Annotated in this window: 10 protein-coding genes; 5 read left to right on the plus strand and 5 right to left on the minus strand. The window is 71.0% G+C overall.

Annotated features, from left to right (window positions below):
* Positions 1–77 precede the first annotated feature (77 nt).
* A complete protein-coding gene (locus ACFSL2_RS23545; RefSeq protein ID WP_377200165.1) occupies positions 78–1,574 on the minus strand; it encodes a cytochrome ubiquinol oxidase subunit I in 1,497 nt (498 codons plus the stop codon).
* Positions 1,575–1,984: 410 nt separating this feature from the next.
* Here ACFSL2_RS23545 and ACFSL2_RS23550 point away from each other — a divergent pair, with 410 nt between their 5' ends.
* Positions 1,985–5,761 (plus strand): Rne/Rng family ribonuclease, encoded by a 3,777-nt coding sequence (locus tag ACFSL2_RS23550; RefSeq protein ID WP_377200166.1) that lies wholly within the window; start codon positions 1,985–1,987, stop codon positions 5,759–5,761.
* A gap of 119 nt (positions 5,762–5,880) precedes the next feature.
* Here ACFSL2_RS23550 and ACFSL2_RS23555 read toward each other — a convergent pair whose 3' ends face one another.
* Positions 5,881–6,543: an alpha/beta fold hydrolase gene (locus ACFSL2_RS23555; RefSeq protein WP_377200167.1), complete on the minus strand. Its 663-nt coding sequence runs from the start codon at positions 6,541–6,543 to the stop codon at positions 5,881–5,883.
* 35 nt (positions 6,544–6,578) lie between these two features.
* Between ACFSL2_RS23555 and ACFSL2_RS23560 the strand changes: the two genes are divergently transcribed.
* A complete protein-coding gene (locus ACFSL2_RS23560) occupies positions 6,579–7,262 on the plus strand; it encodes a thymidine kinase (RefSeq protein ID WP_377200168.1) in 684 nt (227 codons plus the stop codon).
* Positions 7,263–7,407: 145 nt separating this feature from the next.
* Here ACFSL2_RS23560 and ACFSL2_RS23565 read toward each other — a convergent pair whose 3' ends face one another.
* From ACFSL2_RS23565 to ACFSL2_RS23575, 3 genes are all read right to left on the minus strand, one after another.
* On the minus strand, positions 7,408–8,445 hold the full coding sequence (locus ACFSL2_RS23565) for a fatty acid desaturase family protein (protein WP_377200169.1): 1,038 nt from the start codon (positions 8,443–8,445) through the stop codon (positions 7,408–7,410).
* 353 nt (positions 8,446–8,798) lie between these two features.
* A complete protein-coding gene (locus ACFSL2_RS23570; RefSeq protein WP_377200170.1) occupies positions 8,799–9,398 on the minus strand; it encodes a protein-L-isoaspartate O-methyltransferase family protein in 600 nt (199 codons plus the stop codon).
* Positions 9,399–9,486: 88 nt separating this feature from the next.
* Entirely contained in the window at positions 9,487–11,316 is a 1,830-nt protein-coding gene (locus ACFSL2_RS23575) for a BCCT family transporter (protein ID WP_377200171.1), read from the minus strand.
* Positions 11,317–11,717: 401 nt separating this feature from the next.
* Between ACFSL2_RS23575 and rplU the strand changes: the two genes are divergently transcribed.
* The 3 genes from rplU (at position 11,718) to obgE (ending at position 14,011) form a co-directional block, all read left to right on the plus strand.
* Positions 11,718–12,026 carry a 50S ribosomal protein L21 gene (gene rplU, locus ACFSL2_RS23580; RefSeq protein ID WP_357462616.1) on the plus strand — a complete coding sequence of 103 codons (309 nt, stop codon included), beginning with the start codon at positions 11,718–11,720 and terminating at the stop codon, positions 12,024–12,026.
* 80 nt (positions 12,027–12,106) lie between these two features.
* Entirely contained in the window at positions 12,107–12,364 is a 258-nt protein-coding gene (gene rpmA, locus ACFSL2_RS23585; RefSeq protein ID WP_274992861.1) for a 50S ribosomal protein L27, read from the plus strand.
* A gap of 126 nt (positions 12,365–12,490) precedes the next feature.
* Positions 12,491–14,011, plus strand: coding sequence for a GTPase ObgE (gene obgE / locus ACFSL2_RS23590; RefSeq protein WP_377200172.1), 1,521 nt, complete (start codon positions 12,491–12,493; stop codon positions 14,009–14,011).
* Positions 14,012–14,023 lie beyond the last annotated feature (12 nt).

Here is a 14,023-nt window from a genome sequence, read left to right on the forward strand (position 1 = left end):
TGTCTGCCAGTTGTCTGTCTGCCAGGTCTGCTGGCGGGTGGTCGGTCTGCCGGTCTGCCGGTCGGGGGAGGCCGGGCTCAGTAGGCGAAGGAGAGCGGACGGTCGGTCTCGTCGCCGGCGGCCTCGGGCGACTCGTCGCGCACGGTGGAGGGCACGCCCTCGATCGCGTACCGGTGGATGAGCCGGTACCAGACCACGGCGAGCGCGCCGTAGAGCAGGGTGAACACGATCATCGACGTGAGGATCATGCCGGGGCTCACCACGGTGGAGACGCCCTGCATCGTGAGCAGCCGGATCTGGTCGATGCCCGTCGGGTTCGGGGCGACCACCCAGGGCTGGCGGCCCACCTCCGTGAAGATCCAGCCGAACGACGAGGCGAGGAACGGTGTGGGGATCGCCGCGATGGCTATGCGGGCGAACCACGGGTTGTCGCTGACCCGGCCTCGCCGGGTGAACCAGAGCGCGGCCAGCGCGAGCAGCGCGGAACCTGCCGCGAACCCGATCATGAGCCGGAAGCTCCAGTAGGTGACCGCGAGGTTGGGCGTGTACGAGATGGGGTTCCCGGCGGCGTCGGTCTCGCCGAACCGCTCGGCGTACTCCTGCTGCACGTCGTTCACGCCGGGCAGGTAGCTGTCCTCGCCGGAGAACTTGCCGGTACCGAGGTAGCTCGACAGGCCGGGTACCTCGAGGATGTGGCGCACGCCCTCGCACGAGTTGGAGAGGTCACCGATGGTGAGGATCGAGAAGGGTGCCGCCTCCTCACCCGCGCACAGCGCCTCGGCCGACGCCATCTTGCCCGGCTGCTGCTCGAACATCAGCTTGCCCTGGACGTCGCCCGTCAGCGCGACGCCGGCGCCGGAGACCAGCATGACCACGGTGCCGAGCACCACGGCGGGCCGGTAGACGTTCCGGGCGAGCTCGACGGACTCCGGCCGTCTGGTCCGGACGAGACGCACCATCCACCAGGCGGCGATACCGGCCACGAACGTCCCGGCGGTCAGGAAGGCGGCCGCCACCGCGTGCGGGAAGGCCGCCCACAGCGTGTTGTTGCCGAGGATCGCCCAGATCGACTCCATCTCGGCGCGCCCCGTCTCCGGGTTGTAGCGGGCGCCCACGGGGTGCTGCATCCAGGAGTTGGCGGCCAGGATGAAGAAGGCCGACAGGTTGACGGCGACCGCCGCGGCCCAGATACAGGCGAGGTGCACCCGCTTGCTCAGCCGGTCCCAGCCGAAGATCCAGAGGCCGAGGAACGTCGACTCGACGAAGAACGCGGCGAGGGCCTCCATCGCGAGCGGCGCCCCGAAGACGTCGCCGACGAACCGGGAGTACTCGCTCCAGTTCATCCCGAACTGGAACTCCTGCACGATGCCGGTGACAACGCCGAGCGCGAAGTTGATCAGGAAGAGCTTGCCGAAGAACTTGGTGAGCTTGAGCCATCGCTCGTTCCCCGTGCGGACCCAGGCCGTCTGCATCACGGCAACCAGTGGTGCGAGGCCGATGGTGAGCGGCACGAAGATGAAGTGGTAGACGGTGGTGATGCCGAACTGCCAGCGTGCCAGGTCGAGAGCTTCCACTCCGGGCTCCTGTGGTGTCTCCGAACGACGTCGCCCTCGGGGTGCGTGGCCTGATCCAGCAGGTCGGCGCCCTGACACGGGTTTCATCGTCGCTTGTGAATGTCTTCACAAGCCACTGTACACGCAGGTGGACCCCGGAAGGGCAGGGCCGGTCTCCTGTGCGATACTGGTCGAACCCGCGTGGGCCCACATCCCTGCGCGGCCTGCAGAGTCCAACACCGCCCGCGATCCGCACGCGGTGCCGCGGTCACGACAGAACGTGGCCGCAGGCGTCCGCGAAGATCGCGGGAACAGGGCCGCAGCCGAGACTTCCGTCCGGTGTGTCGCTTCGCCGCGATGCGTGACCGGACGACCGACCGCCTGGCGGTCCGCGTGGTGTGGAGCGGACGCCGGCTACAGGAGCACCTCACGTGACGCCTTCCAGCACCACCGGTTCGACCAGCGGGTCACAGGATGATCACGACGCATCTGCGGCGAACGCCCAGGTCACTACTGGTGGGGAGGCTCCGGCGGACACCACGCCGGCCAAGCGCCCGCGTCGTCGGGCCACCAGGTCCGTCGTCTCCACGGCGAGCGTCGAGCCGATCGTCGTCGGCTCCTCCGACGCCGTCGAGCCCCCGGCCGACACCCAGCCCGTGACCACGAGCGGCACCGCCGTCGTGGCGACCTCCGCGGCCGGCGAGCCGGCCGCCAAGCGCCCGCGCCGACGCGCGGTGCGCGGCGTCTCGTCCCCCACGGCGCCCGCCGAGCCGACGGCGGCCGAGCCGGTCGCCGCAGAGCCGGCCGCGCCTGCCGAGCAGGCCCCGAGTGAGACGGATATCACTGCCGAGACGACGCCGGTTGCGGAGCCCGAGGCCGAGCTCACCGAGCCCGAGCCCCAGCCCGCGGCGACGCCCGAGCCCGAGCCCGTGGCGACGCCCGAGCCCGCCGCCGAGGAGTCCCCGTCGGCCGGCATCGTCCTGCCGGAGCCCGTGGCGACGCCCGCCGACGCACCGGCCGCCCACGAGGTCGCGAGCCTTGACGACATCGTGCTGCCCGGTGGCCCTGCGGCGGAGCCCGAGAAGACCGCCCCGAAGCGGCGCGGCCGCAAGAAGGCGGAGCCCGTCGCGGAGCAGGCCGCTGAGCCGGCTGCCGAGCCCGCTGCCGAGGCCGCGCCCAAGCGCGCCCGGTCACGCCGCAAGGCGGTCACGACCGAGCCGGTCGTCGAGCCGGTCGTCGAGCCTGCGTCCGAGGCGACGGCAGCCGAAGCGACGGCAGGGGAGCCCGCAGCGGCTCCCGTCGCCGACGCGCCCGCCGAGGAGCGCCCGGCCGCCGAGCCGGCCGGGACCCCCGTCGCCGAGGCTCCGGCCGAGACAGCCCCGAGGACCCGCGGGCGGCGCAGCCGTCGTCCAGCCGCGGAGCCCGCCCAGACGCCCGCCGCCGAGACACCGGCCGCTCAGACACCGGCCGCTCAGACGCCTGCTGCCGAGGCACCGGCGCAGCCGGCGTCGTCGCCCGCTGCGACCACGTCGGGCACGCGTGGTCCGCGCCTCGCGACGACAGCGCTGCTCTTCCAGGCTCCGGACGAGTCGGCGGCACGCCGTTCACGGCGCGCGCAGGCTCCGGCCGGGCCGCCGCGCCCGCAGGACCTGACGCCGCAGTTCGCCCGCCCGGTCGCCCGTCCCGTCGAGCCGGCCCCCGAGGCCCCGGCGCCGCGCACGGCCGAGCCCGTCGCGGAGCCGTCCACGGAGGCCCGGACCGAAGCCAGGACCACGACCGAGACCTCGGCAGCGACCGAGACCCCGGCCGCTGCCGAGGCACCGGCCGAGCCGAGGGCGCGCCGGTCCGGTTCCCGCCGGGCCGTGCGCCGCACGGGGCCGAGCACCGAGCCGGCCGCTCGCCCCGAGGACCAGGAGACCGCGCAGAGTGCGGCCGAGCCCGCCGCGGAGGCGCCTGGCCCCGCGGAGGGCGCCCAGGCAGCGCCGCAGCCCGCCCCGGTCGAGCTGAGCGAGGACGATGCCGCGGCCGTGGACGAGGTCGGCGCCATCGAGGACGAGCTCGCCGCTGAGGGCGTCGCGCTCGAGGAGCTCGCCCCGGCGGACTTCGAGGAGTACGACGACGAGGATGTGCGCCCGTCGCGCCGTCGTCGGCGTCGAGGGGGACGTGGTCGCCGTGGCGGCCGCGCGAACCGGTCGGACGACGGGGACGACTCGGCGGACGAGGACGAGAGCGACGACTCCGAGGAGGACGCACAGGCGTCCACCGAGGACGAGGGCGAGCGGGACTCGGCGCAGGACACCGGTGACGGTGAGGACGAGGGCGGCAGCCGCCGTCGTCGGCGTCGTCGCAGGGGCACGCGGGGTGAGCGCGCCGAGGCTGCCGCCGTCCGCTCGAGCCGCTCCGACGAGGTCACCGCGCTCAAGGGGTCGACCCGCCTGGAGGCGAAGCGTCAGCGTCGCCGCGAGGGCCGGGACCACGGTCGTCGCCGCCAGATCATCACCGAGGCCGAGTTCCTGGCCCGCCGCGAGTCGGTGCAGCGGTCGATGATCGTGCGCGAGAAGGACGGCCGCACGCAGATCGCGGTGCTGGAGGACGGCGTGCTCGTGGAGCACTACGTCTCGCAGCAGTCGCAGGCGTCGATGGCCGGCAACGTCTACCTCGGCCGCGTCCAGAACGTGCTGCCCTCCATGGAGGCCGCGTTCGTCGACGTCGGCAAGGGCCGCAACGCCGTGCTCTACGCGGGCGAGGTCAACTGGGACGCGGTGGGGCTCGAGGGCCAGCCGCGCCGGATCGAGCAGGCGCTGAAGTCGGGCGACTCGGTGCTGGTGCAGGTCACGAAGGACCCGATCGGTCACAAGGGCGCCCGGCTCACCAGCCAGGTCACGCTCGCGGGCCGGTACCTGGTGTTCGTGCCGGGTGGCGGCATGACCGGGATCAGCCGCAAGCTGCCCGACACCGAGCGCTCCCGGCTCAAGAAGATCCTCCGCGAGGTGGTCCCCGAGGGTGCGGGCGTGATCGTGCGCACCGCCGCCGAGGGGGCGAGCGAGGACGAGCTGCGCGCCGACGTCGAGCGCCTGCAGGGGCAGTGGGACGCCATCCAGGCCAAGTCGAAGAAGGCCTCCGCGCCGGCCCTGCTGCAGGGCGAGCCGGACATGGCTATCCGCGTGGTCCGTGACATCTTCAACGACGACTTCTCGTCGCTGGTGGTGCAGGGCACCGGTGCGTGGGACGAGATCGCGGCCTACGTCGAGGAGCTCGCTCCCGACCTGCGCGAGCGCGTGTCCAAGTGGGCCGAGAACACCGACGTGTTCGCCGTGCACCGCGTGGACGAGCAGCTCGCCAAGGGGATGGACCGCAAGGTCTGGCTGCCCTCCGGTGGCTCGCTGGTCATCGACCGCACCGAGGCCATGACGGTCGTGGACGTCAACACCGGCAAGTTCACCGGTGCGGGCGGCACGCTCGAGGAGACCGTGACGCGGAACAACCTCGAGGCGGCCGAGGAGATCGTGCGGCAGCTCCGCCTGCGCGACATCGGCGGCATCATCGTCATCGACTTCATCGACATGGTGCTCGAGTCCAACCGTGACCTGGTGCTGCGTCGCCTGGTCGAGTGCCTCGGCCGCGACCGCACCAAGCACCAGGTGGCGGAGGTCACCTCGCTCGGCCTGGTCCAGATGACGCGTAAGCGGGTGGGTCAGGGCCTCGTCGAGGCGTTCTCCGAGACGTGCGAGCACTGCAAGGGCCGTGGGTTCATCGTGCACGAGGAGCCCATCGAGAAGTCCGGCAACGGCTCGGGCTCCGGCAGCGCGCCGGCGGCGTCCGACGAGGGGCCGCGGTCCGCGCGGTCGCGCCGCAAGCGTGGCAAGGAGGGCAAGGAGAAGTCGGCCCCCGCGGTGGAGCCGGCCGCGCCGGTCGCCAGCCTGCCCGAGGAGCGCTCGGAGGCGCGCGAGGCCGTCAAGGCCACGCTCGCCACGATCGCGGCTGCCGCGCAGCACGCCCACGAGCCGAGGGACTCCGCGCAGGACGGTCCGGTCACCCTGGACCAGATCCAGCTGCCGACCGGGGTCTCGGACTCGCCGGACTCCCCGGGCTCCCCGGACTCCGCCGACTCGCCGGACGCCGCGCGGCCGGTGAGCGACACGCCGGAGGGGGGCTCCGGCACTGGGCAGCCGGAACCGCCCAAAGGAGCTGGCGACGAGGTCGCCTGAGCAGAAGAGAGGATTCTGGGCGAGGCTGTTCGGCCTCTGACCTGATCCCGACGAGGGCCGTCACCGCGAGGTGGCGGCCCTCGTGCCGTCCGGGGGCGTGCTGCGCCGCCGGACCACCGTCAGCGGACCGTCGACAAGCCGGTGTAGAAGTCTCCGATGGTCCGCGAGAAGAGCTCGGGGAACTGCTGGTTCCACGGGTGCCCCGCTCGCGGGATGATGCGCAGCTCGGCGTTCGGCACGGCAGCGGCGATCTCGCGTGCCGCGGGGATGTTGGCGACGTCCCGGCTGCCGCAGAGGACGAGGGTCGGTGCCTCGATCCGTTCGAGCTGTCCTCGGAAGTTCGTCCTCGCGACCACCCGGAGGGCGCCGAGCCACTGCGCCTTGGTCATGGCCATACCCGCGGCCGTGCTCTCGGGCAGCATCCCGACGATGGTTCGCTGGACCGACATCAACGCGGGCTGTGGGCGCACCTGGCTGCCCGAGAGCACGAGTGATGCGACCCGCTGGGGAAAGGCGAGCGCGAACTGGGTGGCCGTCATGGCGCCGAGCGACAGGCCGCAGACGTGCACCCGGTCCAGCCCGCGCTCGTCGAGCTGGTCGCGGAGCGCCTCGACCGCGCCTGCGAGCGTGAACGCGCCGGGAGTCGCGGCCTGGTCGAGCCCAGGAATCTCGAGCGCGAGGCCGGTGAACCCGCTCGGCAGGGCGCTCAGCTGAGCTGCCCACGGGTCGATACCCGCACCCAGGCCAGGGAGGAACAGTACGGTCTCAGCGGCGGTGGGCATGTGCGGCAACGTAATCGAGTGCTTGACTGGCCGCCATGAAAGACGGTCTGGGCGCTGGACGCCTCGAAGTGATCGCAGGCCCCATGTTCGCGGGCAAGTCGGAGGAGCTGCTGCGCCAGGTGCGCCGCGCCGAGGTCGCGCACCGCGGCGTGCTGGTGGTGAGCCACGCCCTGGATGCCCGCCGGGGGGTCGGCCGGGTGAGCTCGCACTCGGGACAGGGCGTGCCGTCGCGTACGGTGTCGGACGCCGCGGACATCCCTGCCCTGCTCGAGTCCGGCCCCGGCCCCGGCCCCGGCCCCGGCCCCGGCCCCGGCCCCGCCACCGGCCCCGGCCCCGGCCCCGCCACCGGCCCCGCCACCGCGATCGAGCTCGTCGCCATCGACGAGGCCCAGTTCTTCGGGGCCGGACTCGTGCCCGTGGTCTCGGATCTTGCGGGCCGGGGGCTGGTGGTGGTCGTGGCGGGGCTGTCGGTCACGTTCGACGGTCAGCCCTTCTCGCCCCTGCCGGAGCTGATGGCGCTGGCCGAGTCGGTGCGGAAGCTCACGGCCGTGTGCTCCGTGTGCGGAGCGGACGCGGCATTCCACGTCCGGGTCCCGGGAGCACCACCCGTCCCGGACGCGGGTGGTGCCGGACCGGGCGGCGCGCTCGTTCCGGTGGCCGCGCACGTGGGCGGGGCGGAGTCGTACGAGGCGCGCTGCCGAAGACACCAGACCGAGTGATCAGCGCCGGGTGATCAGCGCCGGGTGATCGGCGCCGGGTGATCGGCAGAACGTCAGGTGATCGGTATTCCGAGCTACCGATCACCTGACGTTCTACCGACCACGCGGGCCCGGGCCCGGTGGCGGGCCCGGGGCCGGTGTCCGGTCAGACCTTGCGGAGCGACTTGTACTGGGGGCAGTCGAACGGGTCGCGGGCCGCGAGCCCCACCCGGTTCAGGTACTCGACGACGATCATGTACGACTGCGCCAGGCTCGTCTCCGTGTAGGGGATGCCGAGGTGGGCGCAGTGCTCCCGCACGATCTCGGCGGTCCGGATGAGGTGCGGCCGCGGCATGCTCGGGAACAGGTGGTGCTCGATCTGGAAGTTGAGCCCGCCCATGAGGATGTTCATGAACCACCCACCGCGGATGTTGCGCGACGTCAGCACCTGCTTCGAGAGGAAGTCGAGGCGGCTGTCGGCGGGGATGATCGCCATGCCCTTGTGGTTGGGGGCGAACGACGCGCCCATGTAGACGCCGAAGACGGCCATCTGCACACCGAAGAACGCGAACGCCATGCCGGGGGGCAGCACCACGAACAGGATCGCGATGTAGACGCTGAGGCGGACCGTGATGAGGACCAGCTCGCGCACGCGGGCACGCAGGGTCTCGGGCGTTCCCCGGAACAGCGACTGGATCGACGTGAGGTGCAGGTTCAGGCCCTCGAGCGTGAGGAGCGGGAAGAACAGCCAGCCCTGGTAGCGGTTGATCCACCGCTTGAGCCCACGGTGCTGGCGGGCGCCGTCCTCGGTGAACGCGATGGTGTCGTTCGCGATGTCCGGGTCCTTGTCGACCTTGTTCGGGTTCGCGTGGTGCCGGGTGTGCTTGTTCATCCACCACGAGTAGCTGATGCCGACGACCACGTTGGCGAGGAGGCGCCCCACGCGGTCGTTGCGGGGACCGGACTCGAAGACCTGGCGGTGCGACGCCTCGTGCGCGACGAAGGCGAACTGCGTCAGCACCAGGCCGAGTGCGCCGGCCATGAGCAGCTGGAGCCAGGAGTCGCCCAGCAGGACGAACCCCGTGATGATCCCGCCGAGCGCGACAGTGAGCGCGGCGAGGGTCCAGGCGTAGTAGTGGTGAGCCCGGCGGAGCAGTCCGGCGTCGCGCACGGTGCGTGCCAGCGACGAATAGGTGCTGGTCACCGGCTGCGCATTGGGGTCGCGGGGTTTCGTCGGCCGGAAGCCTTCGCGGACGTTGGGGGCAGCTTGGGCCATGTGGTCCTCACATGCTCGGTTTCAGCTTCTCAGCCGTGGATTCGGACGATTTCGTCCATGGTGCAGATACCCCGAGCCTACGGGACCGTAGGTTACGGTCGCGAGGGGCACATGTGGACGCCTCGCGAAGGCTTGTAGACGGTACGTTGACCCGTTCTTGTCATTGCCGACCTATTTTGGTCGGTAAAGTCCCAAATAGTCGGAACTTGAATCCGTGCCCAGTGGGCTCGTGGCCGGTCCGCGGACCGCAGGGTGTCCTTCACCACGTGGTGCCCGGTCGTTCACTCCGCCAGGTCCTCGATGAGCGGCACGAACCGGTACCCGCCGTGGTCGGTCGCCCGCGTCCTGCCGTCCGGGAGGCGCTCGATCAGCAAGAGTGTCGTCCGGATCGGGATGACCATGCGTCCCCCGTAGCCGACCTGTTCCACCAGCGCGCGGGGGAGCGCGGGCGCTGCCGCGGACACGAGGATCCGGTCCCAGCCGTTCGGCCGGGGATGGCCGAGCACCCCGGGTGTCGCCTGCTCGATGCTCGCCCACTGCATCCCGGTCCGCGCGACGTTGGCCGCGCCCCAGTTGGCGAGGCGGCCGTCCCGCTCGACGCCGAGGACCGAACCGTGCGGTCCCACCAGGTACGCGAGCAGCGCAGTGGTCCAGCCGGAGCCCGCGCCGATGTCGAGCACGCGCGCGCCCACCGGGACCCGCAGCAGGCGGAGCATCGCGGCGACCGTCGCGGGCTGCGACGACGTCTGCCCGCGCCCGATCGGCAGCGGCCGGTCCTGGTGCGCGAGCGGGCGCTGGGACCGCGGCAGGAACTCGCGACGAGGGACGGCGCGCATGGCGCGTGCGATGTCGTCGTGCTCAGCAGCCAGTTCAGAGACCATCGGGATCACCCGGTTCCAGGGTAGGCACAGGCGGATGCAGGTCGCCAGGTGCCTACCCTGGGATGTGTCCCGGACGGCGTGCTGGGGCTCAGCGAGACCCGACGGGTTCCGGTTCCTCGGCGTCCGGTGCCGGGCCCGACGACCCGTTCGTCGGCACCTCGGCATGCTCCGGCCGGTACCACTCGGTGAGCGCCGGGTCCTCGGAGTCGAGCCACGCGCCCGCGCCGTTGTCGGTGCCCTCGGTGCGCACGACGCCGACCACGAAGTCGTCGCCGTAGTCCTCGATGCCCGTGCGTACGCCCTGCACGATCGCCTCGCGGGCGTAGCGCCGGCGCAGGGTCAGCGGGTCCCGCGCGAGGTCCTTCGCCCAGGCGACCATGACCAGCATCACGACGAACGCGAAGGGTAGCGCGGTGATGATGACGAGACTCTGCAAACCGTTCAGTGCCACGGAGCCACCGCCCACGAGCAGCACGCCGGCGATCGCGGCCAGCGCCACGCCCCAGACGACCGTGACCCAGGTGCTCGGGTTCGGGTTGCCGCGCTGGGACAGGCTCGCCATGACCATGGAGCCGGAGTCGGCACTGGTCACGAAGAAGATGACGATGGAGATCATCGCGATGATCGACGTGAAGGTGCCGGCGGGCAGCTCGTACAGGAGCGCGAACAGCATGTCCTGCGGGGACTCAGCAGAGCTCAGCGCTCCGGTGGCCTGTTCCATCCACATGGCGGTGCCGCCGAGAATGGTGAACCACACGAGGCACACGGCGCTCGGCGTCACGATGACGGTGGTGACGAACTCCCGCAGCGTGCGGCCGCGGCTGATCCGGGCGATGAACAGGCCGACGAACGGCGTCCAGGACACCCACCACGCCCAGTAGTAGGTGGTCCAGCTGTCCATGAAGCCCTGCGCGTCCGGCGTCGTCGCGGCGGTCTGCGCCATGAGGCGGAACGCGTCGCCGACGAACGTCATCAGCGTGCCCTGGAACAGGTTCAGCAGGAACGCCGTCGGGCCGACCACGAACACGAAGATCCCGAGCAGCCCGGCGACCACCATGTTGATGTTCGACAGGGCCCGGATGCCGCGCTTGACGCCGGACACCGCCGAGAGGATGAACGCGATGGAGAGCACGACGATGATGCCGATGATCGCGGTGTTCCCGAGCGGGCCCGTGCCGGCGACGATCTCGACGCCACGCCCGATCTGGAGCGCGCCGATGCCGAGCGTCATGGCGACGCCGAACAGGGTCACGACGATCGCGAAGGAGTCGACGACGGCGCCGAGCCAGCCCTTGGTCCGCTCACCGAAGATCGGCTCGAGCAGGGACGAGATCAGGGGGCTGCGACCCTTGCGGTATGCGGCGTACGCTACCGCGCCACCGACCAGCGCGTAGTACGCCCACGCCATCGGACCCCAGTGGAACAGGGTCTGCACGATGGCCGCGTGCATCGCGGGGTTGCTGCCGGGGTCGAGGTTCTCGTAGGCCGGCGGCAGGTCGAGGAAGTACGTCATCGGCTCGTACGGGCCGAAGAAGAGCAGCCCGATGCCGACGCCGGCGGAGAACAGCATCGCGACCCACGAGACCGTGGAGAACTCGGGCTTCTCGTTGTCCCGTCCGAGCCGGATGTTGCGGTGGCGGCCGAATCCGAGCCACATCATGAAGATGAAGACGGCGGCCGTGAGCAGGCCGAACAGCCAGCCGAAGGAGCCGGAGACCCAGGCGAGGCCGGCGCCGGACGCGGCTGCCAGCGCCTCGGGGGCCACGACTCCCCAGATGATCACACCGGTGACGAGGACGGCGGCGAACGCGAACACTCCCCAGTTGGTGCGGAAGCTGCTGTTGGTGCGTTCGACACCCAGGCCGGGCAGCAGGGCGGGATGGTCGGTCGGTTTGCCGTTGTTCTTGCGGCTCGCCATCGGAGGTTCCTCTCGGTGCGGCGAAGAATTCTCGGTCAAAAAACAGTCATGGACGTTAGCAGACGGCGCATTTTGGCTTTGTTTCGTCCATATCAACGCGTGACTCCGGGAATGGCCGCACCACGGAGGCAGGGGCGGCAGGGTGGCCTGCTGTCCGGGCTGAGGGAAAGTTTCGGGGCGGGCGGCGAAGGTGGGCGCGCCGCGACGGTGGGCAAGGACACGTCGGCACCCGTTTGAACCCGTCGGGGGCTTCGCGTAACCTAGTGCTTCGGTGTGCTGTCTGCGCACCCGTCCTGCGTGCCCATGGCGCATCGCACTCGACCGCCGCGGCGGAGCGAGTCACAGCAAAGCCGATGGATCCCGTCGTGCGCGCACGCCAAGACTAGAGAGATGAGTTGAACGTGGTGTACGCGATCGTCAAGGCTGGTGGCCGTCAGGAGAAGGTGTCCGTCGGGAGCATCGTCGTCATGGACCGAGTCCAGGCGACCCCCGGTGAGACCCTTGAGCTCCCGGCTCTTCTGCTCGTGGACGGGGAGAAGGTGACCACCGACGCGAAGAAGCTGGCGAAGGTCAAGGTCACCGCTGAGGTCGTGCGGGACGAGAAGGGTCCCAAGATCACGATCCTCAAGTACAAGAACAAGACCGGCTACCGCAAGCGTCAGGGTCACCGCCAGTCGCTGACCCGGCTCAAGGTCACCGGCATCAAGTGACTTCCGCTGCGGGCCTGACGGCCCGCGCGTGATCCAGATACTTCTTCTTCTCCTTCGTCCCGAAAGAACAGGTCCAGCAGATGGCACACAAGAAGGGCGCGAGCTCCTCGCGCAACGGTCGTGACTCCAACGCCCAGCGCCTCGGCGTGAAGCGCTTCGGTGGCCAGGTCGTGAAGGCGGGCGAGATCATCGTCCGCCAGCGCGGCACCCACTTCCACCCCGGCGTGAACGTGGGTCGCGGCAAGGACGACACCCTGTTCGCCCTCACCCCCGGCGCCGTGCAGTTCGGCGCCCGTCGTGGCCGCAAGGTCATCGACATCGTCGCCGCCGAGGTCTGAGCTTCGGCATTCGCGTAAGGGAGCGCACCGGTGACGGTGCGCTCCCTTCGCCTTTTTCGCGAGCGGCCCGTCCCGGGCGGCTCCACTGAGCAGTGCTTGCGAGTAGCACTTTGAGAGGATCGAGACATGGCCAGCTTCGTAGACCGGGTGGTGCTTCACGCCGCCGGGGGAAACGGCGGGAACGGCTGCGCCTCGATCCGCCGTGAGAAGTTCAAGCCCCTCGCGGGGCCCGACGGCGGCAACGGCGGCGACGGCGGCACGGTGAAGCTGGTCGTCGACGCGAGCACCACCACGCTGCTCGAGTACCACCACTCGCCGCACCGGCGCGCGACGTCGGGCACCCAGGGCATGGGTGACGACAAGGACGGCGCCAAGGGCGGCGACCTGATCCTGAAGGTGCCGGACGGCACCGTCGTGAAGGACCTGGACGGCAACGTCCTGGCCGACCTCGTGGGTGACGGCGCCGAGTACGTCGTCGCCGCGGGCGGCAAGGGCGGCCTGGGCAACCGGGCGCTGGCCTCCCAGAAGCGCAAGGCCCCCGGCTTCGCCCTGCTGGGCGAGGAGGGCGACACCGCCGACATCGAGCTCGAGGTCAAGACGATCGCCGACGTGGCGCTCGTGGGCTTCCCGAGCGCCGGCAAGTCGTCCCTGATCGCCGCCATCTCGGCGGCCCGGCCCAAGATCGCCGACTACCCGTTCACCACCCTGGTGCCGAACCTCGGTGTGGTCCAGGCCGGCCAGTCCCGGTTCACCGTCGCGGACGTGCCCGGCCTGATCCCGGGCGCGAGCGAGGGCAAGGGCCTCGGCCTGGAGTTCCTGCGGCACATCGAGCGCACGGCGATGATCGTGCACGTGCTCGACTGCGCCACGCTGGAGCCCGGTCGCGACCCGATCAGCGACCTCGACGTGATCGAGGCCGAACTGGCCAACTACGCCGGCGACCTCGGCATCGAGGGCGGGCGGGTGCCGCTCGACGAGCGTCCGCGCCTCGTCGTGCTCAACAAGATCGACGTGCCGGAGGCGCGCGAGCTCGCGGAGTTCGTGAAGGCTGACCTCGAGGCGCGCGGGCTGCGGGTCTTCGAGATCTCCACCGCCAGCCACGAGGGCCTGCGCGAGCTCAAGTTCGCCCTGGCCGAGATCGTGGAGAAGGCACGTGCCGCCGCGCCCGCCCCGGAGCCGGCTCCGGTGGTGCTGCGTCCGCGCGCCGTGAACGAGACGCGGTTCACCGTGCGCCGCCTGGGCGGCGCGGAGACCGGCTTCTGGTTCGAGGTGCGCGGCAGCAAGCCGGAGCGCTGGGTGAAGCAGACCGACTTCAACAACGACGAGGCCGTCGGCTTCCTCGCCGACCGGCTCGCGAAGATCGGCATCGAGGACGGCCTGTTCAAGGCCGGCGCCGTCGCGGGCGACGAGGTGCGCATCGGTGACCCGAGCAACGCCGTCGTCTTCGACTGGGAGCCCACGCTGCAGACCGGCCCCGAGCTGCTCGGCGGCCGCGGTACCGACCTGCGGCTCGAGCAGAGCGAGCGCCCCACGCGTGGCGACAAGCGCCGCGAGTTCAACGAGCGCATGGACGCCAAGACGGAGGCCCGGCGGGAGCTGTGGACCGAGCGCGAGGCCGGCCACTGGACGAACCCCGAGGACGACTGACCGATCCGGTCA

The sequence above is a fragment of the Promicromonospora aerolata genome (assembly GCF_042682255.1).
Lineage (GTDB): Bacteria > Actinomycetota > Actinomycetes > Actinomycetales > Cellulomonadaceae > Promicromonospora > Promicromonospora aerolata.